We start from the raw sequence: 24,936 nt of genomic DNA, 5'->3' as shown, positions 1-24,936 counted from the left end.
GTAGGAGTCCATTTCCGCCCTGGCTACGGTACGTTCCCCACAGAACACGCTTCGTAGGAACCTCCTAGCGCGAACCGCGCGGACGGTACGTGAACCCCGCCCCACCAGCGCTTTCTTTTCCCCCTGCGCACAGGTGCGCCAGGACCGGGAAACCGACCGGCAAGCGGTTGTCGGCCAACTCGGCGGCGGCCGGTCAGCGCCCTGCGGCCAGCCACCTGTAGTGCAGTTCCGGTCGGCCGACCTGCCCATAATGCGGACGCCTCGCGGCGCTGCCGACGGCCACCAGGTGCTCCAGGTACCGCCGGGCGGTGATGCGCGAGATGCCCAGCCGCTCCCCGGCGGCGGCCGCCGTCACCCCCTCCGGCGACTCCTTCAGCACCCGGGTCACCGCCTCCAGCGTCGGGCCGCTGAGCCCCTTGGGCAGGGCGGCCGGATGCGCGACCCGCAGCGCGCCCAGCGCCCGGTCCACCTCCTCCTGCCCGCTCGCCTCCCCGGCGGCGGCCCGGAACTCCGCGTACCGCACCAGCCGGTCCCGCAGCGTGGGGTAGGTGAACGGCTTCAGCACGTACTGCACGACGCCGAGCGACACCCCCTCCCGCACCACCGCGAGATCCCGGGCCGAGGTCACCGCGATCACGTCCGCCCCATGTCCGGAGGCCCGCAGCGAGCGCAGCAGCCCGAGCCCGTGCCCGTCGGGCAGATAGAGGTCGAGCAGCAGCAGGTCCACCGGGGTGCGCTCCAGTGCCCGCACCGCCGCCGCCCGGGTGTGCGCCACCGCCGTCACGGTGAAGCCCGCCACCCGCTCCACGTACAGCTGGTGCGCGTCGGCGGCCACCGGATCGTCCTCCACCACCAGTACCCGGATCACGCCGTGGCCTCCTCGTTCGCGCTGCCGGAAGGGACACCGGAGGCGGACTCGGGCATGGACCCCGGGCCCGCCGTACGGGCCGGCAGCGGCAGCCGTACGGTGAACCGGGCCCCGCCGTCCGGACCCGCGTCCAGCTCCACCGTGCCCCCGTTGCGGTAGGCCGCCTGCCGTACCAGCGCCAGGCCCAGCCCGCGACCCGCCCCATGCGTCGACCAGCCCCGCCGGAACACCTCGTCCGCCGCCTCCGGGCCGATGCCCGCCCCCGAGTCCGCGACCCGCAGCAGCAGCTCCCGCTCGTCCGCGAGCGCGGTCACCGTGACCCGGGCGCGCCCCGGGCTTCCCGGCGCCCGGGGCGCGGGCACCGTCCCGGCGCCGCCCGCGACCTCGGAGTTCTCCGAGGCGGCGTCCACCGCGTTGTCGATCAGATTCCCGAGGATCGTCACCAGGTCACGCTGGGCCAGCGAGGGCGGCAGCGCCCCGTCGTCGATCAGGCTGTCCTCCGCGAGCACCAGCTCCACGCCCCGCTCGTGTCCCTGGGCGGCCTTGCCCAGCAGCAGCGCGGCCAGGACCGGCTCCTCCACGGCTCCCACCACCCGGTCGGTCAGCACCTGGGCCAGCTCCAGTTCCTCCGTCGCGAAGTCCACCGCCTCCTCCACCCGGCCCAGCTCGATCAGCGACACCACGGTGTGCAGCCGGTTCGCCGCCTCGTGGGCCTGGGAGCGCAGCGCCTGGGTGAAACCGCGCTCGGAGTCCAGCTCACCGGTCAGCGCCTGCAACTCGGTGTGGTCCCGCAGCGTCACCACCGTGCCCCGCCGCTCACCGCCCACCACCGGACGGGTGTTGACCACGACGACCCGCTCCGCCGTCAGGTGCAGCTCGTCCACCCGCGCCTCGGACGCCAGCAGCGCCCCGGTCAGCGGGGCGGGCAGGGCCAGCTCGTCGACGGTACGGCCGACCGCTTCCGCGTCCGGCTCCAGGCCCAGCAGTTCCCGCCCGGCGTCGTTGATCAGCGCGATCCGCCGCCGCCCGTCCAGCATCAGCAGCCCCTCGCGCACCGCGTGCAGGGTGGCCTGATGGTAGTCGTGCAGCCGGCTCAGCTCGGCCGCGTTCATCCCGTGGGTGTGCCGCCGCAGCCGGGCGTTGACCACATAGGTGCCGATCCCGCCGAGCGCCAGCGCCCCGCCCGCGGCGAGCGCGAGGGCGCCGAGCTGGTCCCGTACCTGCGAGGAGACCCGGTCCACGGTGATGCCCGCGCTGACCAGGCCGACGATCCGCCCCTGGTCGCGGATCGGGGTCACCACCCGTATCGAGGGTCCCAGCGTGCCGGTGTACGTCTCGGTGAACGTCTGCCCGCGCAGGGCCTTCGCCGTGTTCCCGAGGAAGGTGTCACCGATCCGCGCCGCGTCCGGATGCGTCCAGCGCACCCGCTCGGGGTCCATGATCGTGATGAAGGCGATCCCGGTGTCCTCGCGTACCCGCTCCGCGTACGGCTGGAGTGCGGCGGACGGGTCCGGGGTGCGGATCGCCTCCCGTACGGAAGGGGAATCGGCCACCGCCAGGGCCGCCACCCGCACCTGCCGGGCGGCCGTCTCCTCGGCCTGCGCGCTGCCCGAGGCGTACGCGAAGACCGCGCACCCGGCCACCACCGCGGCGATGAGCACCACCTGCATGGCGAAGAGCTGGCCCGCCAGGCTGCGGGGGAGAGTACGGGGGAGGCGCATCCCCACAGTCTGCCTGGCACCGCCGGCCCTTTCCCGGGTGGCCGGAAAACGACTGTGAACGATATGAACGCAAGGGTGACCGGGGTCACAGGTGGGTGGATAGTCACCGGAGCCCCCAGGGACGGGGGCGTCAAGGGCCTTTGACCGAGCCGAGGAGCCAGCCGTGGCAGTGGCAGCCAAACAGCGGGACCGAACCCACTATCTGTACATCGCCGTCATCGGCGCCGTCGCGCTCGGCATCCTCGTCGGCTTCGCCGCCCCCGGGGTGGCCGTCGAGCTGAAGCCCGTCGGCGCCGGTTTCGTCAATCTGATCAAGATGATGATCTCGCCGATCATCTTCTGCACGATCGTCCTGGGCGTCGGCTCGGTGCGCAAGGCCGCCAAGGTCGGCGCGGTCGGCGGTCTGGCACTGGGCTACTTCCTTGTCATGTCGACCGTGGCCCTCGCCATCGGCCTGCTCGTCGGCAACGTCCTGGAGCCCGGCTCCACCCTCCACGTCACCGAGCAGGCGCGGGCCGCCGGCGAGGCACAGGCGTCGGGCGCGAGCGAGTCCACCGTGGACTTCCTGCTCGGCATCATCCCGACCACGATCGTCTCCGCCTTCACCGCGGGCGAGGTCCTCCAGACCCTGCTCGTCGCCCTGCTCGCGGGCTTCGCGCTCCAGGCGATGGGCTCGGCCGGCGAGCCGGTCATCCGGGGCATCACGCACATCCAGCGCCTCGTCTTCCGCATCCTCGCCATGATCATGTGGGCCGCCCCGGTCGGTGCGTTCGGCGCGATCGCCGCGGTGGTCGGCGAGACCGGCCTCGACGCCCTGAAGTCCCTGGCGATCATCATGGTCGGGTTCTACGTCACCTGCGCGCTCTTCGTCTTCGTGGTGCTCGGCGCGATCCTGCGCCTGGTCGCCGGGGTGAACCTGTTCTCGCTGCTGAAGTACCTGGGCCGCGAGTTCCTGCTCATCCTGTCCACGTCCTCCTCGGAGTCGGCGCTGCCGAGGCTGATCGCGAAGATGGAGCACCTGGGCGTCAGCAAGCCCGTCGTCGGCATCACCGTGCCGACCGGCTACTCCTTCAACCTCGACGGCACCGCGATCTACCTCACGATGTCCTCGCTGTTCATCGCCAACGCGATGGGCGACCCGCTGAGCGCGAGCGAGCAGATCTCGCTGCTGGTCTTCATGATCATCGCCTCCAAGGGCGCGGCGGGCGTGACCGGCGCGGGCCTGGCGACCCTGGCCGGCGGGCTCCAGTCGCACCGCCCCGAACTCGTGGACGGCGTCGGCCTGATCGTCGGCATCGACCGCTTCATGAGCGAGGCCCGTGCGCTGACCAACTTCGCGGGCAACGCCGTCGCCACCGTGCTGGTCGGTCACTGGACCAAGGAGATCGACAAGGGCCGGGTGCACGAGGTGCTGGCCGGACGGGTCCCCTTCGACGAGAAGACCCTCCTCGACGACGGCCACGGCGCCGCCCAGGACCCGGCCGACGCCGGCGAGGTCCCCGAGCAGCGGGAGACGGCCGCCGAGCAGCCCGCCAAGGTCTGACCCCGGCCCGGCACTGCCCAGCCGCCGACACGACCGCGGCCCGCCCTCCCCACACACGGCCGCAGCGGCGCCTCCCCCACAGCCGCTGCGGCACCCCCCACGCGAGGACACCCGTACCCCCCCGGTGCGGGTGTCCTCGTATCGCTCGCGTGCCGGGGCCGGCCGGTGCAACCCTTCATGCCCGGCAGGGGTCTTGAGAGGTGAAGTGCCGCAGTCCGCCCCACGAGCCCCACGACCGAAGGACTTCCATGCGTATCACCCCTTCCCGTCGCCGTACGCTGCGCGGCGGGACCGCCGCCATGGCCGCCGCCGCACTGGTGGCGCTGGGCGCCGCACCCGTGCTCGCCGACGAGCCGGAGCCGGACCTCGGCGTCGGAACGATCGCACCGGTCAAGGGGGTTCAGGCCGGAAGCGGGTTCTCCACACCCCTGACCTTCCTCAACAAGGGGGCGGAGGAGGTGCCCGTCTCCTACGTGACGTACGCCGTGTCGCCCGGTCTGAAGGCCGAGGAGACGTACGAGAACTGTGTCTACTACACGGTCCCCTCCCACGACGAGATGCCCGACACCCACGTCGCTGCCTGCAAGATCGACCAGCCGCTGAAGCCGGACGTCCTCTACCGGACCGAGAAGCCGCTCTCCCTCAAGGCGCTCGACTCCGCGCTCAACGACGACCTGCGGGTGACGATCGGCGTCGTCGAGCCGGACCCGGACGCGGGCGACAGCGGCTCCACCGAGCCGGTGCCCGGCGCCGGCGACCCGCTCAGGCTGGTCGAGGAGCGCCCGGCCACCGACGCCGACCGCGAGAACCACCCCGCATCCGCCGCCTCGACCGAGGTCACCGCGGCGAACACCGCCGACTTCGGCCTGACCGGAGCCGAGCTGAAGGGCGAGGTCGGCGACCAGGTCACCGCGTCGGTGAAGTTCGCCAACAAGGGCCCCGCCCGGGTGCAGGGGAAGTCGGGCCAGAGCGTGACCCATGTCGACATACGCATCCCGAAGGGCACGTCCGTCGTCAAGGCCCACGGGTACTGCGACGCGGTCACCGAGACCCACTACCGCTGCGGGACCTCGCAGTCCTGGGTGGACGTGGACGGCGGCGAGAGCTACCCCCTCGTCCTGCGTATCGACAAGGCGGTCGGCCGCACCACCGGCGAGGTCTCGTTCAGCGGGCAGGAGCGCCCCTTCGACCGGAACGCGGCCAACGACACCGCGCAGATCGTGATCGACACCGGCAAGGGCTCGGACACCTCCGGTTCAGCCGGTTCAGCCGGTTCCGCCGGTTCCGCCGGAGGCACGGGTGGCCCCTCGCCCACCGCGGGCCCCGGCACCGCGGGCCCCGGCACCACGGGCACCACCGGCACCACGGGCGGCTCCGCGGACACGGGCGGCTCGACGACCGGCGGTGCGGCGAACCCGCAGACGGCGGGGGGCGGAGACCTCGCGGCGACCGGCTCGGACTCCACCGTGCCGCTCGCCGGTATGGCGGCCGCGGCGGTCGCCGCGGGCGCCGGCATCGTCTGGGCCGTGCGCCGGCGCTCCGTGGCCCGCGCGCACTGACCACGCGGACGCCGGCCCGCCGCGCCGTCCCCGGGCGTCGGTCCGGGGACGGGGCGGGGCCACCGGACGGCGGGGGGCTCGAAGGACGGGACCGGGATCGTGGGACGCGGCGGTAGACGTTCGGCCGGGAAGCCGGGAAGAAGGTCCGGCCGGGCGGAACGCGCTGAGCTGGACCCTTTCCCGAAAGTGCGTATCTGACAGTCAAGTGGGTTCTGGTCAGACCCTGTTCGCCCGCCCAGCATGGTCCCCATGACGCAAGCGAACACCACCACCGCACCCACCACCCCCGTCACCGTTCTCGGCCTCGGTGACATGGGCCGTTCCCTGGCCCGCGCCTTCGTGGCGGCCGGTCACCCCACCACCGTCTGGAACCGTTCCCCCGAGAAGGGCGAGGACGTCGTCGCGCTGGGCGCGGTGCGGGCCGCGTCCGCCGACGAGGCCGTGCGGGCGAGCGGACTCGTCGTGGTCTGCCTCGTCGACTACGACGCCTCCGACGCGGTCCTGGAGCCGCTGGCCGGGGCCCTGGCGGGGCGGGTCCTGGTCAACCTCACCTCGGACACCCCGGCCCGTTCGCGGCGGACCGCCGCCTGGGCCGAGAAGCACTCCCTGGCCTACCTCGACGGGGCGATCATGGTGCCGGTCGACGTGGTCGGATCGGCGGAGGCGCTGGTGTTCCACTCCGGCGACCGGGCCGCGTTCGAGGCGCACGAGACCACCCTCAAGGCGCTCGGCGAGCCCGCCACCTTCCTCGGGGAGGACCACGGGCTCGCCGCCGCCTACGACATGGCGATGCTGGACTTCTTCTACGGAGCCATGGGCGGCCTCGTCCACGCCTTCGCGCTGGCCCGCGCGGAGGGCATCGACGGCGCCTCGCTCGCCCCGTACCTCAACACGATCGCGGGCATCCTGCCGCCGATCGCCGCGTACACGGCGACCGACATCGACACGCGCTCGTACGCGGGCGAGGGCGCCAACCTCGCCATGATGGCGGCCAGCGTCGACCACATCCTGCACACCGCGAAGGACCGCGGCCTGGACGTCTCGCAACTGGCCGCGCTCAAGGGCGTCACCGACCGGGCGATCGCCAAGGGCCACGGCCCCGACTCCTGGTCGAGCATCGTCGAGGTGATGGCCGCCGAGGGCTGACCCGTCGCGAACGGGGGAGGGGCCGGTACCGCGTCCGAAAGGGACGCGCTACCGGCCCCGGCCGTTCACCGGGCCCGGACGGGCTACGCCGGGCGGAACCACACCGTCGCCAGCGGCGGCAGCGTCAGCGAGATGCTGCACGGGCGGCCGTGCGCGGGCACCGCCTCCGACTTCAGCGGCTCCTCGTTGCGCACGTCGCCACCGCCGTAACGGGCCGCGTCGGTGTTCAGGACCTCCACCCAGCCCTCCGCGCCGGTCTCCGGCACCCCGAGGCGGTAGTCGCTCCGGACCGCCGGCGAGAAGTGCGAGACCGCGAGCAGCGGGGAGCCGTCCGCGTCGTACCGCAGGAACGCGAACACGTTGTCCTCGGCGGCCCCGCCGTCCACCCAGCTGAACCCCTCCGGCACGGTGTCGCGCTGCCACAGCGCGGGCACCGCCCCGTACACCGCGTTCAGGTCGCCGACCAGGGTCCGCACCCCGCGGTGGTCGCCGGACGCCTCATAGGAGGGGTCCAGCAGCCACCAGTCCGGGCCGTGCCCCTCCGACCACTCCGCTCCCTGTGCGAACTCCTGCCCCATGAAGAGGAGTTGCTTGCCCGGGTGAGCCCACATGAAGCCCAGGTAGGCGCGGTGGTTCGCGCGCTGCTGCCACCAGTCGCCGGGCATCTTCGCCACCAGCGCCTGCTTGCCGTGCACCACCTCGTCGTGCGAGATCGGCAGCACGTAGTTCTCGCTGTACGCGTACACCATCGAGAACGTCATCTCGTCGTGGTGGTACTTGCGGTGGACCGGCTCCTTGGCGATGTACTGGAGCGAGTCGTGCATCCAGCCCATGTTCCACTTCAGCCCGAAGCCCAGTCCGCCGCCGTCGGTGGGGCGGGTGACGCCGTCCCAGGCGGTGGACTCCTCGGCGATGGTGACGACACCGGGATTGCGGCGGTAGACCGTCGCGTTCATCTCCTGGAGGAAGGCGACCGCGTCCAGGTTCTCCCGGCCGCCGAACTCGTTGGGCGACCACTGGCCGTCCTCGCGGGAGTAGTCGAGGTAGAGCATCGAGGCCACCGCGTCCACCCGGAGCCCGTCGATGTGGAACTCCTCGCACCAGTACGTGGCGTTGGCGACCAGGAAGTTGCGGACCTCGGTGCGGCCGTAGTCGAACTCCAGCGTCCCCCAGTCCGGGTGCGCCGCGCGCCGCGGGTCGGAGTGTTCGTACAGCGGGCGTCCGTCGAACTCCGCCAGCGCCCAGTCGTCGCGCGGGAAGTGGGCCGGGACCCAGTCCATGATCACGCCGATGCCCGCCCGGTGCAGGGAGTCCACCAGGAAGCGGAAGTCGTCCGGGGTCCCCATCCGCGAGGTCGGCGCGTAGAACCCGGTGACCTGATAGCCCCAGGAGCCGCCGAAGGGATGCTCGGAGACCGGCATCAGCTCGACGTGCGTGAAGCCCAGGTCCTTGACGTACGCCGGGAGCTGCTGCGCCAGCTGCCGGTAGTTCAGTCCCGGTCGCCAGGAGGCGAGATGGACCTCGTACACCGAGAAGGGGGCCTCGTGCACGGGCCGGTCGCCCCGGTGCTCCATCCAGTCCGCGTCCTGCCACTCGTGGTGCGACGCGGTGACGATCGAGGCGGTCGCGGGCGGCACCTCGGTGCGCCGGGCCATCGGGTCGGCCCGCACCGTGTGCGAACCGTCCGGGCGGCAGATGTCGTACTTGTACAGCGCGCCCTCGCCGACCCCGGGCAGGAACAGCTCCCACACCCCGGTCGAGCCGAGCGAACGCATCGGGAAGCCCGTGCCGTCCCAGAAGTTGAAGTCACCGGTGATCCGCACGCCGCGCGCGTTCGGCGCCCAGAGGGTGAACCGGGTCCCGGTCACCCCCTGGTGCTCCATCGGCTCCGCGCCGAGCGCCCGCCACAGCTCCTCGTGGCGGCCCTCGCCGATCAGGTGCAGATCGAGTTCGCCGATCGCGGGCCAGAAGCGGTAGGGGTCCTCCACCTCGATGGTGGTGTCGTCGTACGCCACTTCCAGCCGGTACGCGGGCACCTGCGGCACCGGCAGCACACCGGAGAAGAAGCCGCCGCCGTCGTCGTGCAGCTCCGCCCGCAGCCCCGCCGCCAGCACGGTGACCGACCGCGCGAACGGCCGCAGCGCCCGTACCAGCACGCCGCCGGGGATCGGGTGCGCGCCGAGCACGTCGTGCGGCGCGTGGTGGTCGCCGGCCAGCAGCCGGCCGCGGTCGGCGCCGTCCAGGGCCGGCGCGGGGCGGGCGCTCCGGCCGTCACCGGCCTGCCGGGGGCGCGGCGGGCCCGCGTCGGCGCGGCGGGGCCGGGCGCGCTCGGCGGGGGCGGCCTTCGCGGCGGGCACGGGCGTCGGCGCGGCCGCCCTGGCGGCCGGGGCCTCGGCGGTGGCTTCGGTGACGTCTTCGACGGGGACCTCGACGGGGACTTCGACGGTCTTGCGCGATGCCTTGCGGGACGGCTTGCGGGCGGTCACAGGGACAGCCTCCTCGGAGGGTGAAGGGGAGAAGCACGAGTGGAAGGGGAGGGACGGGGCGGGGGACGGGCCGGCTCAGGCCGCGACGGACTGGGCCAGCCGTTGGATGGCCGCCATCGGAACCGGCAGCCAGTCGGGGCGGTGCCGGGCCTCGTACAGCACCTCGTACACGGCCTTGTCGGTCTCGTGGGCGCGCAGCAGTTCCGGCTCGCCGCGCGGATCGCTGCCCGACACCTGGGCGTAGCCCTCGCAGTAGGCGGCCCGGCAGCGGGCCGCCCACTCCGGGTTCCACGGGCGGTGCGAGCGGGCCGCGTAGTCGAAGGACCGCAGCATGCCCGCGACATCGCGCACCGGGGGCGCGGGCATGCGGCGCTCGGGGAGCGGGCGGGCCGGCTCGCCCTCGAAGTCGATCAGCGACCAGAAGCCGTCGGCCGAGCGCAGTGTCTGCCCGAGGTGGAGATCGCCGTGCACCCGCTGCTGGGCCCAGCCACTGCCCCGGACCCCGAGGTCCGTCACCGCCTCGAAGGCGGCGCGCAGTCCGGGGACGTACGGCACGAGCGCCGGGACCGCCTGGGCGGCGGCCTCCAGCCGCTGCGTCATCTGGGAGGCGAGCTGCCGGGTCCGGGTGCCGCGCAGCGCCGGGGTGGGCAGCGCGGTGGCGAGCGCGGTGTGCACCTCGGCGGTGGCCCGGCCCAGCGCCCGTGCCTCCGGCAGGAAGTCGCGGCCCGCGGTGAGCGCGGCCAGCGCGAGCTGCCAGCCGTCGCGAGCGCCGTGCAGGAAGGGCTGGAGCACGCCGAGGGTGAGCGGTTCGCGCCCCGGCGCCTCGAACCAGGCGACCGGGGCCGGGACCCGCTCGCACCCCTCGCCGGCGAGCGCGAGGGGAAGCTCCAGGTCCGGGTTGACGCCCGGGAAGACCCGCCGGAAGATCTTGAGGATGAACGCGTCCCCGTAGACGAGCGAGGAGTTGGACTGCTCGGCGTCCAGCACCCGGGGCGTGAGACCGGCCGGGACCGCGGCGGTCCGCTCGAACCGGAGCGAGCCGAGGCTCCCGGGATGGCGGAATCGTTCCAGCAGCAGCTCGGCCAGCCGCGGGTCGTGCAGCGCGTCGTAGACGGTCAGGCCGGCGAGCGGACCCTGCTCCACCCGGCCGATCAGGGCGCCGGCGAGCATCGGAGGCAGTGACGTCCGGGCGCCCAGCAGCAGTTGGTAGCAGTCCTCGGCTGGACGGGCCTGCTGGGCGGGCTGCTCGACCCGCAGCAACAAATGCAGGAGACCCGGGCCCGCGGCGCCGTCCAGCGGCAGCATCTCGGTGGCCGAGACCAGGGAGAAGCCGGTGACCGGCCGGCCCTTGCCGGCGAACCAGCGCTGCCGGGGCAGCCAGGCGTGGAGCAGGGGGGCGAGGGACGGGAGCAGGGCCCGGTCCGCCGTCCCGCCGGGCGTGGTCGTGCTGTTCCTCGTGCTCTTCGCCAGGGCGACGTGAGTTGATGCGGCCTCCGACATGGCATCGCGTCCTTTCCCCGGGCACACCACAGGATGCGAAGAGTGTCCCGGATTGCGGCAATGGCTGTCCGGCTGTGCGGGACGTGTCGGGAGAGGAGGGTCCTTACGGACTCGAACGGCGGAACCGTGAAGGCGCGGAGCGGCGGAACCGTGAGGGCCCGAGGGCTCTCGTTGGGCTCAGGGTGCCCCGTGCGGGACGGAGGAAACCGTCCCGCACCGGGCCGCGGCGCCTCAGGCCGGCGGCGCGTCCTTGCGCAGCCGGAACCAGTAGAAGCCGTGTCCCGCAAGGGTCAGCAGGTAGGGCCACTGGCCGATGGCCGGGAAGCGCACCCCGCCGATCAGTTCGACCGGATGACGTCCGTTGAACGACCGCAGGTCCAGCTCCGTCGGCTGCGCGAACCGCGAGAAGTTGTGCACGCACAGGACGAGGTCGTCCTTGTACTCGCGGGTGAACGCCAGCACCGCCGGGTTGGAGGACGGCAGTTCCGTGTACTCGCCCAGACCGAAGGCCGGATTCTGCTTCCGGATCTCGATCATGCGGCGGGTCCAGTGCAGCAGCGAGGACGGCGAGGCCATCGACGCCTCGACGTTGGTGACCTGGTAGCCGTAGACCGGGTCCATGATCGTGGGGAGGTAGAGCCGCCCCGGATCACTGGAGGAGAACCCGGCGTTGCGGTCGGGCGTCCACTGCATCGGGGTGCGTACCGCGTCCCGGTCGCCCAGCCAGATGTTGTCGCCCATCCCGATCTCGTCCCCGTAGTAGAGGATCGGGGAGCCGGGCAGCGACAGCAGCAGCGCGGTGAACAGCTCGATCTGGTTGCGGTCGTTGTCCAGCAGCGGCGCCAGGCGCCGCCGGATGCCGATGTTGGCGCGCATCCGCGGGTCCTTGGCGTACTCCGCGTACATGTAGTCGCGCTCTTCGTCCGTGACCATTTCGAGGGTCAGCTCGTCGTGGTTGCGAAGGAAGATGCCCCACTGGCAGTTCTTCGGGATCGCCGGGGTCTTCGCCAGGATCTCGGAGACCGGGTAGCGGCTCTCGCGGCGCACCGCCATGAAGATCCGCGGCATCACGGGGAAGTGGAACGCCATGTGGCACTCGTCCCCGCCCTGCTCGTAGTCGCCGAAGTAGTCGACGACGTCCTCCGGCCACTGGTTGGCCTCGGCGAGGAGCACGGTGTCCGGGTAGTTCGCGTCGATCTCCTTGCGGACCCGCTTGAGGAAGTGGTGGGTCTCCGGGAGGTTCTCGCAGTTGGTGCCCTCGCGCTGGTAGAGGTAGGGCACCGCGTCGACCCGGAAACCGTCGATGCCCAGGTCCAGCCAGAAGCGCAGGGCCGCGAGGATCTCCTCCTGCACCGCCGGGTTCTCGTAGTTGAGGTCCGGCTGGTGCGAGAAGAAGCGGTGCCAGTAGTACTGCTTGCGCACCGGGTCGAAGGTCCAGTTGGACGTCTCGGTGTCGACGAAGATGATCCGGGCGTCCTGGAACTGCTTGTCGTCGTCCGCCCAGATGTAGTAGTCGCCGTAGGGCCCGTCCGGGTCGGTGCGGGACTGCTGGAACCACTCGTGCTGATCGCTCGTGTGGTTCATGACGAAGTCGATGATGACGCGCATGCCCCGCTGGTGCGAGGCGTCCACGAACTCCACGAAGTCGGCGAGGTCGCCGAACTCCGGCAGGACGGCGGTGTAGTCGGAGACGTCGTAGCCCCCGTCGCGCAGCGGCGACTTGAAGAACGGCGGCAGCCAGAGGCAGTCGACGCCGAGCCACTGGAGATAGTCCAGCTTGGCGGTGATGCCCTTGAGGTCGCCGATTCCGTCGCCGTTGGAGTCCTGGAAGGACCGGACGAGCACCTCGTAGAAGACGGCGCGCTTGAACCAGTCGGGATCGCGGTCCTTGGCGGGAGTGTCCTCGAACGTGTCGTGGACAGGCTCATTGACGATCATGGTGTGGGTGACCCTCCGGTCGGCGGGGACGGTCGCAGGACGGCGATGTGCGCGGGCGTGATGCCCGGCTCTAGGCGCACATAGAAGGCCCTGCCCCAGTGGTAGGTATCGCCGGTGAGCTCGTCGCGCACCGGTACGCGCTCGTGCCATGAGAGGCCGAGCCGCTCCATGTCCAACGAGACCGTGGCCTCCTGGGTGTGGTGCGGGTCGAGGTTCACGACCACCAGAACGGTGTTCGCTCCGGAGCGCTTGCTGTAGGCGATCAGCGCTTCGTTGTCGGTGTGGTGGAAGTGGACGTCGCGCAGCTGCCGCAGAGCGGGGTTACGCCGACGGATCCGGTTCAGCGAGGTGATCAGGGGCGTCAGCGTGCGGCCTTCGCGTTCCGCCGACTCCCAGTCCCTCGGGCGCAGTTCGTACTTCTCCGAGTGCAGGTACTCCTCGCTCCCCGGCCCCGCCGGAGTGTTCTCGCACAGCTCGAATCCCGCGTACACGCCCCAGGACGGGGAGAGCGTCGCGGCCAGGACCGCCCGTGCCTCGAAGGCCGGGCGGCCGCCTTCCTGGAGGTAGCCGGGAAGGATGTCGGGGGTGTTCACGAAGAAGTTGGGCCGCATGTACGAGGCGGCCTCGCCGGACAGCTCCGTGACGTACTCGGTCAGCTCCTGCTTGGTGTTGCGCCAGGTGAAGTACGTGTACGACTGCTGGAAGCCGACCGCGCCCAGGGTGTGCATCATCGCCGGGCGGGTGAACGCCTCCGCCAGGAAGATCACGTCGGGGTCGGCGCCGTTGATCTCCTCGATGACCTTCTCCCAGAAGACCACCGGCTTGGTGTGCGGGTTGTCGACCCGGAAGATCCGCACCCCGCGGTCCATCCAGAAGCGCAGGATGCGCACGGTCTCCGCCACCAGGCCGCGCATGTCCTTGTCGAAGGCGATCGGATAGATGTCCTGGTACTTCTTCGGCGGGTTCTCGGCGTACGAGATCGAACCGTCGGGGCGGTGATGGAACCAGTCCGGGTGCTCCTTGACCCACGGGTGGTCCGGCGAGCACTGGAGCGCGAAGTCCAGCGCGATCTCCATCCGCAGATTGCGGGCCACGGAGACGAAGTGGTCGAAGTCCTCCAGCGTGCCCAGCTCCGGATGGACCGCGTCGTGCCCGCCGTCCGGCGAACCGATCGCCCACGGCACGCCCGGGTCGTGCTCCCCGGGCGTGAGGCTGTTGTCCGGACCCTTGCGGTGCGTCGTCCCGATCGGATGGACCGGCGGCAGATACACCACGTCGAACCCCATCGCGGCGACCGCCGGCAGCCGCTCGGCGGCCGTCCGGAACGTGCCGCTGACCAGCCGGGTCTCCGCGTCCGGCGAGGTGTCGGACGGATCCACCGGCACTCGCCGCGCCCCCTCCGAGCGCGGGAACAGCTCGTACCACGACCCGAACAGCGCCCGCTCGCGCTCCACCCGCACCGCCAGCGGCTTGGAGCGGGTGACCAGTTCGCGCAGCGGGTGGCGGGCCAGGACCGCCTCGGCGGCCGGGGTCAGCGCCGCGGCCAGCCGGGCGGCCGGGGGGTGGGCGGTGTCGCGCAGCGCGTCCACCGCCGCCAGCACCGCCTCGCGGCCGTGCTTCTTCGGTACCCCGGCGGCGGCCCGCTCCAGCAGCGCCGCGCCCTCCGCCAGCACCAGGTCCGTGTCGATGCCCGCCGGGATCTTGATCACGGCGTGGCGCCGCCAGGTGGTGACCGGATCGCTCCACGCCTCCACCGTGTACGTCCAGCGGCCCTCGGCCCCCGGCGTGACCTCCGCCCCCCACCGGTCCGTCCCCGGGGCCAGCTCGCGCATCGGGGTCCACGGCCCGACCCGCCCGCTCGGGTCGCGCAGCACGACGTTGGCGGCCACCGCGTCGTGGCCCTCGCGGAAGACGGTGGCGGTGACCTGGAAGGTCTCACCGGAGACGGCCTTCGCCGCTCGTCTGCCGCAGTCGACGAGAGGACGGACGTCCAGGACGGGAATACGACCGATCATGGAATCACCTGAGGGCTGGAGGAGCTCTGCGGGCACGGGAGGCGGCACGGGTGCGGAGGACCGACCGCGCGTGCCGCGAATACGGGGATCTGTCCTTTGTAGCTGCTCAGCAGGGTGCTGACTGGCTGTGGGCATGGCCGCTCCTGTCCGCGTTCACTCGAATGGCACTCGAATGGGTGGGTCGCGGGGGTTTCGCACATGTTTCGGGACGCGCGGAGCACGTCTGCGGGCGGGGTCGTGCCGCGTACCGGGAAAGCCCTTCCCGCGTCCGCAGGTGGGAAATCCGGCGCCGTGCCGGCTACTCGGTCGTAGCCGACCGTTCGGGAACCGCCGCGCGCGGCGCGCACGCCCCGGCGGGCGCGGGGGACCCGAAGCGCCCCCACGGATTCCGGATACCCGTTCTGCGGCGCCACACGGCAGCTTTCCCTGTGACGAGGTGGTCCACAAGGCTGCGTACGGGGGTGAAATCGGCCAAACCCCCAGGTGAGCGGAGTGACGGGAGGTCACCGGCGAGGCGTGTGGGGCCGCTGTGAGGAGGCGCGCGCCGGCCGGCCCGGGGCCTCGCGCGCCCTCCGCGCGCCGTGGCGGGCCGCGACGGACGACCGCTACCGTCAGGGGTGACGGAAGGGGCGCCCCCCGTGGTGCGTCCGCCCGGATGCGCGAGTCCCCTGTAAAGGTGGAGTACGTGAAGGCCATTCGTCGATTCACCGTGCGCCCTGTCCTCCCCGAACCCCTCCGACCCCTCCACGACCTCGCGCGCAACCTGCGCTGGTCCTGGCACACCGAGACCCGTGAACTCTTCCGGTCCGCCGACCCCGAGGGCTGGCGGCCTGCGGACGCCGACCCCGTACGGCTGCTCGGCTCCCTCTCCGCCGGGCGGCTCGCCGAACTGGCCCGGGACGAGGAGTACCTCGGCCGGCTCGCCGAGGCGTCCGCCGACCTGGCCGACTACCTCCAGGGCCCCCGCTGGTACCAGGAGCAGCGGGCCGCCGGCGTGGAACTGCCCTCCGCCGTCGCCTACTTCTCGCCCGAATTCGGCGTCACCGCGGCGCTGCCCCAGTACAGCGGCGGCCTCGGCATCCTGGCCGGGGACCACCTCAAGGCGGCCAGCGACCTCGGCGTCCCGCTCATCGGCGTCGGCCTGCTCTACCGGCACGGCTACTTCCGCCAGACCCTCTCGCGCGAGGGCTGGCAGCAGGAGCACTATCCCGTCCTCGACCCCAACGAACTCCCGCTCGACCTGGTCCGCGAAGCCGACGGCGCCCCCGCCCGGGTGGTGCTCGCCCTGCCCGGCGGACGCTCGCTGCACGCGTGCGTCTGGCTGGCCCGGGTCGGCCGCGTGCCGCTGCTCCTGCTCGACTCCGACGTCGAGGAGAACGCGCCGGGCGAACGCGACGTCACCGACCGGCTGTACGGCGGCGGCAGCGACCACCGCCTGCTCCAGGAGATGCTGCTCGGCATCGGCGGGGTCCGCGCGGTGCGTACCTGGTGCCGGCTCACCGGCACCCCGGAGCCCGAGGTGTTCCACACCAACGAGGGCCACGCCGGCTTCCTCGGTCTGGAGCGCATCCGTGAACTGGCGGCCGGCGGTGCGGACTTCGACGCCGCCCTGGAAGTGGTGCGGGCCGGGACCGTCTTCACCACCCACACCCCGGTGCCCGCCGGGATAGACCGTTTCGACCGAGGGCTCGTCGCCCGCCACTTCGGCGACGACGGCGAGCTGCCCGGCGTCGGCGTCGAGAAGATCCTCCGGCTCGGCACCGAGACCTACCCCGGCGGTGAGCCGGAGCTGTTCAACATGGCGGTGATGGGCCTGCGGCTCGCCCAGCGCGCCAACGGCGTCTCCACCCTGCACGGGGCCGTGAGCCGGGAGATGTTCTCCGGGCTCTGGCCGGGCTTCGACCCCGCCGAGGTGCCGATCACCTCCGTCACCAACGGGGTCCACGCGCCGACCTGGGTCGCCCCCGAGGTGTTCCGGCTCGGCGCGGGCCAGGTCGGCGAGGGCCGCGCCCACCAGGTGCTGGCGGGCGGCGCGGTGGACGACGGGGCATCCTCGGGGGGTGGCGCCCCGCGCCGCTGGGACGCGGTGACCGGCATCGGCGACCAGGAAATCTGGGACCTGCGCCGGGACCTGCGTGGCCGGCTGGTCACCGAGGTCCGCCGCAGGCTCTACGCCTCCTGGCGCCGGCGCGGCGCGGGCACCGCCGAGCTGGGCTGGATCGACGGCGTCCTGGACCCGGACGTCCTGACGATCGGCTTCGCGCGGCGCGTTCCCTCGTACAAGCGGCTCACGCTGATGCTGCGCGACCGCGACCGGCTGCGGGCGCTGCTGCTCCACCCGACGCACCCGATCCAGATCGTCGTCGCGGGCAAGGCCCATCCGGCGGACGACGGCGGCAAGCGGCTGGTGCAGGAGCTGGTGCGGTTCGCGGACGACCCGCGGGTGCGCCACCGCATCGTCTTCCTCCCGGACTACGGCATGGGCATGGCGCAGAAGCTCTACCCGGGCTGCGACGTCTGGCTGAACAACCCGCTGCGCCCGCTGGAGGCGTGCGGCACGAGCGGGATGAAGGCGGCCCTGAACGGCTGCCTCAACCTGTCCGTGCGCGACGGCTGGTGGGACGAGTGGTTCGACCCGGACTTCGGCTGGGAGATCCCGACCGCCGACGGTTCGGCGGTCGACGAGGACCGCCGCGACGAGCTGGAGGCGAACGCCCTGTACGCCCTGATCGAGGACCGGGTCGCCCCGCGCTTCTACGACCGGGGGGCCGGAGGTCTGCCCGACCGCTGGATCGAGATGGTCCGCTCCACCCTGGTGAATCTGGGGCCGAGGGTGCTCGCGGGGCGGATGGTGCGCGAGTACGTGGAGCGCCTGTACGCCCCCGCCGCGCGGTCCCGGCGGGCCCTGGAACCCGGGGTCGCGCGGGATCTGGCCGAGTGGAAGGCCAAGGTCCGGACGGCCTGGCGGGGGGTGTCCGTCGACCACGTGGAGTCGGTGACCGACACGGCAGCGGGCGGCTCGGCGGAGCTCGGCGCCACCCTGGCACTGCGGGTGCGGGTCGCGCTCGGCGGCCTGGACCCGGACGACGTGGAGGTCCAGGTGGTCGCGGGCCGGGTCGACTCCGGCGACGCCATCGCGGACGCCCAGGTCTTCCCGCTGAAGCCGGCGGGCGGCCAGGACCTGGAGGACCGCTGGCTGTACGAGGGCCCGCTCGCCCTGGACCGGACGGGACCGTACGGCTACACCGTGCGCGTGCTGCCCGCCCACCCGTTGCTGGCCTCCGGCGCCGAACTGGGCCTCATCGCGCTGCCGGCCGAGGCGGCGGGGGAGGGCGCGGGCGTGCTGATGCGCTGAGCGCGCCATGGCGAACGGCCCGGGAGGGGGTGAACTCCTCCCGGGCCGTTCCGTGTGTGCTCCCGCGGGCCGGCGGGGTTTCGGCGCCGGGCCGGTGGGCCCGGTGGGATCAGAAGGTGAGCTTGAAGCTGTTGATCCGCCCGGTGTCGTACCGCGCGAAATCCTGGACCTTCAGCTTCCAGACTCCGTTGGCCACCTCGGACGAGGCGTTGACCGTGTAGGTCGCCACCACGTTGTCCGCGGAGTCGCCGGAGGAGGAGTTCTTCAGCCGGTAGGCGGTCCCGTCCGGGGCCACCAGGTCGACGACCAGGTCACCGCGCCAGGTGTGCGTGATGTCCACGCCGACCTTGAGGGTGCTCGGCGCGTTGCCGGTCACACCGGAGACGGTGACCGAGCTGGTGACGGCCGCGCCGGCGTCCGGGATGTTCACGACGGTGGTGTTCTCGAACACCTTGCCGCCCGGGTCGGGGTCGCCGCCGCCGGGGCGGGCGCCCACGTTGATGCCGGCCCAGGCGTGGGCCACGGCCGCGTACTCGGGGCTGGTGGCCCCGTACAGCTCACCGGCGACCGCGAGCGTGCCGGTGCGGGCCGCGGCGTAGTTGGTCGTCGAGGTGAACTTGGTGGTGAGCGCCTTGAACCAGATCTGGGCGGCCTTGTCCCGGCCGATGCCGGTCACCGGGAGTCCGTCGGAAGTCGGCGAGTCGTAGTTCACGCCGTTGACGGTCTTGGCGCCGCTGCCCTCGGAGAGCAGGTAGAACCAGTGGTTCGCCGGGCCCGAGGAGTAGTGGACGTCGACGTTGCCGATGCCCGAGTACCAGTAGTCCTTGGACGAGCCGTCCCTGGAGGGCTTGTCCATGTAGCGCAGCGGGGTGCCGTTGCCCCTGATGTCGATCTTCTCGCCGACCAGGTAGTCGCCCGGGTCCTCGGCGGTGTCGGAGTGGAACTCCACGCCCGCGGCGATGATGTCGGAGGTGGCCTCGTTCAGGCCGCCGGACTCGCCGCTGTAGACCAGCCTGGCCGTGGCCGAGGTCAGACCGTGCGTCATCTCGTGCGCTGCCACGTCCAGGGAGGTCAGCGGCTTGACGTTGCCGTCGCCGTCCCCGTACGTCATGCAGAAGCAGCTGTCCTGCCAGAACGCGTTGACGTAGTTGTTGCCGTAGTGGACGCGGGAGTACGCGCCGACGCCGTCACCCCGGATGCCGGAGCGGCCGTGCACGTTCTTGTAGTAGTCCCAGGTCTCGGCCGCGCCGTAGTGGGCGTCCGCGCCGGCCGTCTCGGCGTTCTGCGGAGTGCCGTCGCCCCAGACGTCGTCCGGGCCGGAGAACAGTGTGCCGGTGCCGGAGCTGCCCCGGTTCAGGTTGTACGTCTTGTGGTTGCCGCGCGCGGTGTCGGTCAGGGTGTACGAGGGCGCGGTGCCCAGGGTGACCTGGCCGTTGTACTGCGTGTTGCCGGTGCCGTTGTGGACGGCCTGCCACTCGTAGAGCTTCTCGCCCGAGGCGGCGTCGGTGAGCACGTGCAGCTCGTTCGGGGTGCCGTCGTGCTGGAGTCCGCCGACCACGGTCTCGTAGGCGAGCCGCGGGGAGCCGCTGCCCAGCCACACGACCTTGCGCGGGGCCTGGCTGGCCTTCTTCGCCGTCGAGCCCTCGGCCTTCGCCGCGCCGAGCGCCTGCTTCTCGGCTGCGGCCGGGGCCACGTCGGCGGTGCGGTCGACGGCCTTCAGCTGCGCGCTGGTCGCCCTCGACGCCTTGCTGACGCCCTGGGTCGCCCCGGCTGCGGACTCCTTGACCACGAGGTCGCCGCCGAGGACGGGGAGCCCGTCAAGGGTGCGCTCGTAGCGGGTGTGCGTCGTGCCGTCGCGGTCCTGCACGACGTCGCGGACCACGAGCTTCTCCGTGGACCCGAGGCCGAGTTCCTTGGCGGTGGCCGCCCTGGTGGCGTTCGCCTCGCTGAGCAGCTCGGCGCGCTGGGCGGGGGAGAGCTTGGCGGGCAGGGCGCCCGGGTCGGCCTTCGTGCCGGCGGTGATGCCGCCGAGCGGGGCCGAGGCCGGGGCAGGGGTGGCGGTCGCGGCGCCGGAGGGGACGGCCACGGCTATCAGGGCCGCGGCGGCTATCAGGGCGCCGGTCGCGGTGGCGCGACGGCTGGGCGTGGATCTCACGCGGACTCCTTCTGCGAGGGGGGTACCGGCGGCGCTGGACGGGCCGTCCGGACGGTGCAGGCGGTGCGCAGAACGGGTGAAGAGTGTCAGCAGATGCGGCCACCTGTCAGGGGCGCGTCAACAACTTGGCCGGAATTCGTTCGTTGCCGGAATGGTCATGTTCGTTAAGCGGACGTTTCGCCGGACGTTGCCGCAGTGTTGCCGGGCGTCCAGAAGCCCGGTCCTCACAGGGTGGTCACAGGTTTCGGGTCCGCCGGGACTCAGCGAGCCGCAGGCGGGGGCGGCGGTGGGGACCGCCTGCTGAGACGGCGTCGCATTCTGGCCAGATTCACGCGTCGGAATGCGCCGATCCGTCTCCGCCGTGCGGGCTGGACCGCGGCCGTTCCGGAGTGCCGTGCCGAACGGGATCGGTGCGGTGCGCCCTTCGGCGTCCACCGCACCGCGAGGTGTGACCCGCCGGGGAGTCAGGCGCTGGTCCGGGCGGCCCGCCTCCCGTGCGGGAGCGGCGGGTCCGGGCGCCAGGCCAGCAGGTCCGTCATGGCCACGCGGACGAGGTCGAAGAGCGTCGCAGCCGGCCTGCCGCCCGCCCCCGCCGTACGGAGTTTCCAGACGCTCGTCGCCCACCTGGCCGCCTCCCTGGCGATGGCCGTACAGGCCGGGACGCGGGACCACCGCTGGGGCCAGGTGCGGGACATGGTCAACGCGCTCCCGGCGCCGATGCCGCCGGGGACGACCTGTTCGTCGTCGGCGGCGAGGAGCAGTTCCGGTTCGGGCTGCGGCTGTTGCTGGCCGGCATCCGGGCGGAGGCCGCGGCCGCTCCTCGCCCCTGACGCGCGGCCTCGGCCGCCGCGACCGGAGAACCGCGGCGCCGCCGAGTCGCGCAGCCCGGAGCCCCCGGCCCCACCCGCTCAGGCCAGACTGTCCCGCCACGTCCGGTGCAGCCCCGCGAACCGCCCGGTTCCGCCGATCAGTTCGGCGGGCGCGCCGTCCTCCACGATCCGGCCGTTCTCCATCACCAGCACCCGGTCCGCGATCTCCACCGTGGAGAGCCGGTGGGCGATCACCACCGCCGTGCGGCCGTGCAGCACCGTGTCCATGGCCCGCTGCACGGCCCGCTCGCCGGGGATGTCCAGGGAACTGGTCGCCTCGTCCAGGATCAGTACCGCCGGGTCCGCGAGCAGCGCGCGGGCGAAGGCCACCAACTGGCGCTGGCCCGCCGAGATCCGGCCGCCCCGCTTGCGTACGTCGGTGTCGTAGCCCTCCGGCAGGGCGGCGATGAAGTCGTGTGCGCCGATCGCCTTCGCCGCGTGCTCGATCTCCTCGCGGGTCGCGTCCGGGCGGCCGATCGCGATGTTCTCCGCGACCGTCCCGGAGAACAGGAACGCCTCCTGCGTCACCATCACCACTCCCCGGCGCAGCTCGGCGGTCTCCAGGTCGCGCAGGTCGGTGCCGTCCAGCAGGACCCGGCCCTCGGTCGGGTCGTAGAAGCGGGCCAGCAGTTTGGCCAGCGTCGACTTGCCCGCGCCCGTCGAGCCGACGACCGCCACCGTCCGGCCCGCGGGGATGTGCAGGTCGAAGGTGGGCAGCACCTCGCCGCCCGTACGGTAGGCGAACCGCACCCCGTCGAACGTGACCTCCCGGCCCGGCAGTTCGCCCGAGCGCGGCGGAAGTTCCTGCGGCTGGTCGGTCTCCGGGACGTTCGGCGTCTGGGCCAGCAGGCCGGCGATCTTCGCCAGCGAGGCCGCCGCCGACTCGTAGGAGTTGAGGAACATCCCCAGCCGGTCGATCGGGTCGTACAGCCGGCGCAGGTACAGCACCGCCGCCGCCAGCACCCCGAGCGCCAGCGTCCCCGACGCCACCCGGTGGGCGCCCCACAGCACCATGCCCGCCACCGCCGTGTTCGCCACCAGCCGGGAGCCGATGACATAGCGCGCCATCTCCAGTATCGCGTCACCGTTGCGCCGCTCGTGATGCGTGTTCAGCGCGCCGAACGCGGCGTCGTTGTCGCGCTCCCGGCGGAACGCCTGGACCGGGCGGATGCCGTTCAGCGTCTCCGCGAACTTCACGATCACCGCGGCGATGGCCGTCGACCGGGCCGCGAACACGACGGACGCCCGCCGCCGGTACATCCGCACCAGCAGGTACAGGGGGACGAAGGAGAGCGTCGCGATCGCGCCGATCCCCAGGTCCAGCCAGAGCAGCACCAGCGAGATCGACACGAACGACAGGACCACGCCGATCAGTTCCTGGAGACCTTCGCTCAGCAGCTCCCGCAGCGACTCCACATCCGTCGTGGAGCGCGAGATCAGCCGGCCCGAGGTGTAGCGCTCGTGGAAGTCGACGCTGAGCGCCTGCGCGTGCCGGAAGATCCGCCCGCGCAGGTCGAGCAGCACGTCCTGGTTGATCCGCGCGGCGGCCCGGATGAAGCCGTACTGGAGGACGCCCGCGCCGACGGAACACACCGCGTACCCGACCGCGACCGCCATCAGCGGCCCGTAGTCGTGGTCCCGGAACGCCGGAACCCCGCGGTCGATCGCGTACGCCACCAGCAGGGGGCCGGCCTGCATCGCGACCTGCTGGGCCAGCAGGAGCAGGGCCGTCAGCGCGACCCGCCCGCGCATCGGGGCCAGCAGCGAGAACAGCAGCGCCAGGGTCGCCCCGGGCGGCGCCGGCAGGTCGTCCCGGTCGAACGGGTCGTCGGCGCGCCCGGGGACGGGCGCGATCCGGACCTTCGGCGGGCCGTCGTCGGCGGCCGGGAGCGAGGCGTCGTCGGTGGTCGTGGTCATCGGGCACTGCCTTCCTCGGCGGGGGCCCGCCGGACGGCGCCCCGGTCGTCCTCGTCCCCCGCGCCCGACATCAGCCAGGCGTACTCCGCGTTGTCGCGCAGCAGCTCCTGATGGGTGCCGACGGCGGCGATCCGGCCCCCCGACAGCAGCGCCACCCGGTCGGCCAGCATCACGGTGGAGGGGCGGTGCGCCACGACCACCGCCGTCGTCCGCTCCAGCACCTGCCGCAGCGCGGCCTCCACCAGCGTCTCCGTGTGCACGTCCAGGGCGGAGAGCGGGTCGTCCAGCACCAGGAAGCGCGGCTCCCCGACCACGGCGCGGGCCAGCGCCAGGCGTTGGCGCTGGCCGCCGGAGAGGCTCAGGCCCTGCTCGCCGACCTCGGTGTCCAGCCCCCGCGGCAGGTCGTGCACGAAGTCGGCCTGGGCCACCGACAGGGCCCGGCGCACCTGCTCCTCGTCCGCGTCCGCCGCGCCCATCGTCACGTTCTCGCCGACCGTCGCGGAGAACAGGGTGGGCTCCTCGAACGCCACCGATACCAGCTCCCGCAGCCGCGAGCGCTCCATCGCGGCGATGTCCTCGCCGTCCAGCGTGATCCGCCCGCCGGTCACCTCGTGCAGCCGGGGCACCAGAGCGGTGAGCGTCGTCTTGCCCGAGCCCGTACTCCCGACGAGGGCCAGCGTCTCACCCGGCCGGATGTGCAGATCGACCCCGGCGAGGACCGGGGGCGAGCCCGGATCCGCGTCCGGATAGCGGAACTCGACGCCCTCGAACACCATCCCGGGGGCGGCCTTCGGCGCGCCCGGGCGCACGGCCACGGCCACGGCCCCGGTCTCCTCCGCCACGTCCATCACCTCGAAGAACCGGTCGGTGGCGGTCGCCGACTCCTGGCTCATCGCCAGCAGGAACCCGATCGACTCCACCGGCCAGCGCAGGGCGAGCGCCGTGGACAGGAACGCCACCAGCGTGCCCGCGGACAGCGTGCCGTCCGCCACCTGGACGGTGCCGAGCACCAGCGCCGCGCCGATCGCCAGCTCCGGAATGGCGGTGATCAGCGCCCAGATCCCCGCCAGCAGCCGGGCCTTGCCCAGCTCCGTGGTGCGCAGCCGCTGCGACAGCGCCCGGAACGCCCGCGCCTGGCTGCGGTGCCGGCCGAAGCCCTTGACCACACGGATGCCCAGCACACTCTCCTCGACGACCGTGGTGAGGTCGCCGACCTGGTCCTGGGCCCGGCGCGCGACCACGGAGTACTTCGTCTCGAACAGCGAGCACAGGATCATCAGCGGCACCGCGGGGGCCAGCAGCACCAGGCCGAGCGTCCAGTCCTGGGCGAACAGGAGGACGAACCCGACCAGGATCGTCGTCGCGTTGACGATCAGGAAGGTCAGCGGGAACGCCAGGAACATCCGCAGCAGCATCAGGTCCGTCGTCCCGCGCGACAGCAGCTGGCCCGAAGCCCAGCGGTCGTGGAACGCGACCGGCAGCCGTTGCAGATGGCGGTACAGATCCGCCCGCATCGACGCCTCGACCCCGGCCAGCGGACGCGCCACCAGCCAGCGCCGGAACCCGAACAGCAGCGCCTCCGCGATGCCCAGCAGGAGCAGGTACAGCGCCCCCAGCCACACCCCGCCCGGATCGCGGTCGGCGACGGGACCGTCCACCATCCACTTCAGGACCAGCGGGATCACCAGCCCCAGGCAGGACGCGAGGATCGCCACGAACGCGGCTGTGAACAGGCGCACCCGCACGGGTCGGACATAGGGCCACAGACGCAGGAGGGAGCGCACGGCGGACCGGTCCGTGTGCTCTGCAGGCTTTTCGGGCATCAGGGCCGACCTTACGTTTCACCACTGACATCGGTCCTGCC

14 protein-coding genes are annotated in these 24,936 nt (G+C 72.5%); 4 read left to right on the top strand and 10 right to left on the bottom strand.

Translation table 11 applies throughout. From position 1 onward, the window contains the following. Positions 1-193: 193 nt before the first annotated feature. Positions 194-868, bottom strand: a complete 675-nt coding sequence (locus tag ACIQMU_RS01535; RefSeq protein WP_352238272.1) for a response regulator — start codon at positions 866-868, stop codon at positions 194-196. Continuing rightward, positions 865-2,589 carry an ATP-binding protein gene (locus tag ACIQMU_RS01530; protein ID WP_402688038.1) on the bottom strand — a complete coding sequence of 575 codons (1,725 nt, stop codon included), beginning with the start codon at positions 2,587-2,589 and terminating at the stop codon, positions 865-867. The genes ACIQMU_RS01535 and ACIQMU_RS01530 overlap by 4 nt, the downstream gene beginning before the upstream one ends. A 163-nt stretch (positions 2,590-2,752) precedes the next feature. On the opposite strand from ACIQMU_RS01530, the gene ACIQMU_RS01525 reads away from it, so the two are divergent. From ACIQMU_RS01525 to ACIQMU_RS01515, 3 genes are all read left to right on the top strand, one after another. After that, the gene (locus ACIQMU_RS01525; protein WP_352238274.1) at positions 2,753-4,132 is read left to right on the top strand and encodes a cation:dicarboxylate symporter family transporter; all 1,380 of its coding nucleotides are present in this window, start codon (positions 2,753-2,755) and stop codon (positions 4,130-4,132) included. A 248-nt stretch (positions 4,133-4,380) separates the two neighbouring features. Beyond that, a complete protein-coding gene (locus ACIQMU_RS01520; protein WP_402688037.1) occupies positions 4,381-5,691 on the top strand; it encodes an LAETG motif-containing sortase-dependent surface protein in 1,311 nt (436 codons plus the stop codon). Positions 5,692-5,940: 249 nt separating this feature from the next. Continuing rightward, entirely contained in the window at positions 5,941-6,837 is an 897-nt protein-coding gene (locus tag ACIQMU_RS01515) for an NAD(P)-binding domain-containing protein (protein ID WP_352238276.1), read from the top strand. Positions 6,838-6,920: 83 nt separating this feature from the next. Here ACIQMU_RS01515 and glgB read toward each other — a convergent pair whose 3' ends face one another. From glgB to ACIQMU_RS01495, 4 genes are all read right to left on the bottom strand, one after another. Beyond that, positions 6,921-9,323 (bottom strand): 1,4-alpha-glucan branching enzyme, encoded by a 2,403-nt coding sequence (glgB, locus tag ACIQMU_RS01510; RefSeq protein ID WP_352238277.1) that lies wholly within the window; start codon positions 9,321-9,323, stop codon positions 6,921-6,923. A gap of 75 nt (positions 9,324-9,398) precedes the next feature. Next, complete coding sequence (locus tag ACIQMU_RS01505) at positions 9,399-10,823, bottom strand: phosphotransferase (protein WP_402688036.1); 1,425 nt, start codon at positions 10,821-10,823, stop codon at positions 9,399-9,401. A 231-nt stretch (positions 10,824-11,054) separates the two neighbouring features. After that, positions 11,055-12,761, bottom strand: coding sequence for a maltose alpha-D-glucosyltransferase (gene treS / locus ACIQMU_RS01500; protein ID WP_352238279.1), 1,707 nt, complete (start codon positions 12,759-12,761; stop codon positions 11,055-11,057). Further along, on the bottom strand, positions 12,758-14,776 hold the full coding sequence (locus ACIQMU_RS01495) for an alpha-1,4-glucan--maltose-1-phosphate maltosyltransferase (RefSeq protein ID WP_402688035.1): 2,019 nt from the start codon (positions 14,774-14,776) through the stop codon (positions 12,758-12,760). Before ACIQMU_RS01495 ends, treS begins: the two co-directional genes overlap by 4 nt. A gap of 685 nt (positions 14,777-15,461) precedes the next feature. On the opposite strand from ACIQMU_RS01495, the gene glgP reads away from it, so the two are divergent. Further along, on the top strand, positions 15,462-18,131 hold the full coding sequence (gene glgP / locus ACIQMU_RS01490; protein WP_402688034.1) for an alpha-glucan family phosphorylase: 2,670 nt from the start codon (positions 15,462-15,464) through the stop codon (positions 18,129-18,131). A 109-nt stretch (positions 18,132-18,240) separates the two neighbouring features. Here the strand turns inward: glgP and ACIQMU_RS01485 are convergent, their stop codons facing one another. The 4 genes from ACIQMU_RS01485 to ACIQMU_RS01470 all read right to left on the bottom strand — a co-directional run bounded on the left by ACIQMU_RS01485 (position 18,241) and on the right by ACIQMU_RS01470 (position 24,895). Continuing rightward, positions 18,241-20,286, bottom strand: a complete 2,046-nt coding sequence (locus tag ACIQMU_RS01485) for a M4 family metallopeptidase (protein WP_402688033.1) — start codon at positions 20,284-20,286, stop codon at positions 18,241-18,243. 464 nt (positions 20,287-20,750) lie between these two features. Further along, a complete protein-coding gene (locus tag ACIQMU_RS01480; RefSeq protein WP_402688032.1) occupies positions 20,751-20,981 on the bottom strand; it encodes a hypothetical protein in 231 nt (76 codons plus the stop codon). Positions 20,982-21,194: 213 nt separating this feature from the next. Beyond that, a complete protein-coding gene (locus ACIQMU_RS01475) occupies positions 21,195-23,072 on the bottom strand; it encodes an ABC transporter ATP-binding protein (protein ID WP_352238284.1) in 1,878 nt (625 codons plus the stop codon). Beyond that, on the bottom strand, positions 23,069-24,895 hold the full coding sequence (locus tag ACIQMU_RS01470; RefSeq protein WP_352238285.1) for an ABC transporter ATP-binding protein: 1,827 nt from the start codon (positions 24,893-24,895) through the stop codon (positions 23,069-23,071). The genes ACIQMU_RS01475 and ACIQMU_RS01470 overlap by 4 nt, the downstream gene beginning before the upstream one ends. Positions 24,896-24,936: the final 41 nt, after the last annotated feature.

The sequence above is a fragment of the Streptomyces sp. NPDC091649 genome (assembly GCF_044756785.1).
Taxonomy (GTDB): Bacteria; Actinomycetota; Actinomycetes; order Streptomycetales; family Streptomycetaceae; genus Streptomyces.
The sequence above is the reverse complement of the archived record's forward strand: the minus strand, read 5'-3'. Positions and strand labels throughout refer to the sequence as shown.

What these genes read in the sequence shown, in the direction of transcription:
- ACIQMU_RS01530 (WP_402688038.1), bottom strand. Translation starts at nt 2,589, where the DNA reads ATGCGCCTCCCCCGTACTCTCCCCCGCAGCCTGGCGGGCCAGCTCTTC.
- ACIQMU_RS01520 (WP_402688037.1), top strand. Translation starts at nt 4,381, where the DNA reads ATGCGTATCACCCCTTCCCGTCGCCGTACGCTGCGCGGCGGGACCGCC.
- ACIQMU_RS01515 (WP_352238276.1), top strand. Translation starts at nt 5,941, where the DNA reads ATGACGCAAGCGAACACCACCACCGCACCCACCACCCCCGTCACCGTT.
- ACIQMU_RS01505 (WP_402688036.1), bottom strand. Translation starts at nt 10,823, where the DNA reads ATGTCGGAGGCCGCATCAACTCACGTCGCCCTGGCGAAGAGCACGAGG.
- treS (WP_352238279.1), bottom strand. Translation starts at nt 12,761, where the DNA reads ATGATCGTCAATGAGCCTGTCCACGACACGTTCGAGGACACTCCCGCC.
- ACIQMU_RS01495 (WP_402688035.1), bottom strand. Translation starts at nt 14,776, where the DNA reads ATGATCGGTCGTATTCCCGTCCTGGACGTCCGTCCTCTCGTCGACTGC.
- ACIQMU_RS01480 (WP_402688032.1), bottom strand. Translation starts at nt 20,981, where the DNA reads ATGTCCCGCACCTGGCCCCAGCGGTGGTCCCGCGTCCCGGCCTGTACG.
- ACIQMU_RS01475 (WP_352238284.1), bottom strand. Translation starts at nt 23,072, where the DNA reads ATGACCACGACCACCGACGACGCCTCGCTCCCGGCCGCCGACGACGGC.
- ACIQMU_RS01470 (WP_352238285.1), bottom strand. Translation starts at nt 24,895, where the DNA reads ATGCCCGAAAAGCCTGCAGAGCACACGGACCGGTCCGCCGTGCGCTCC.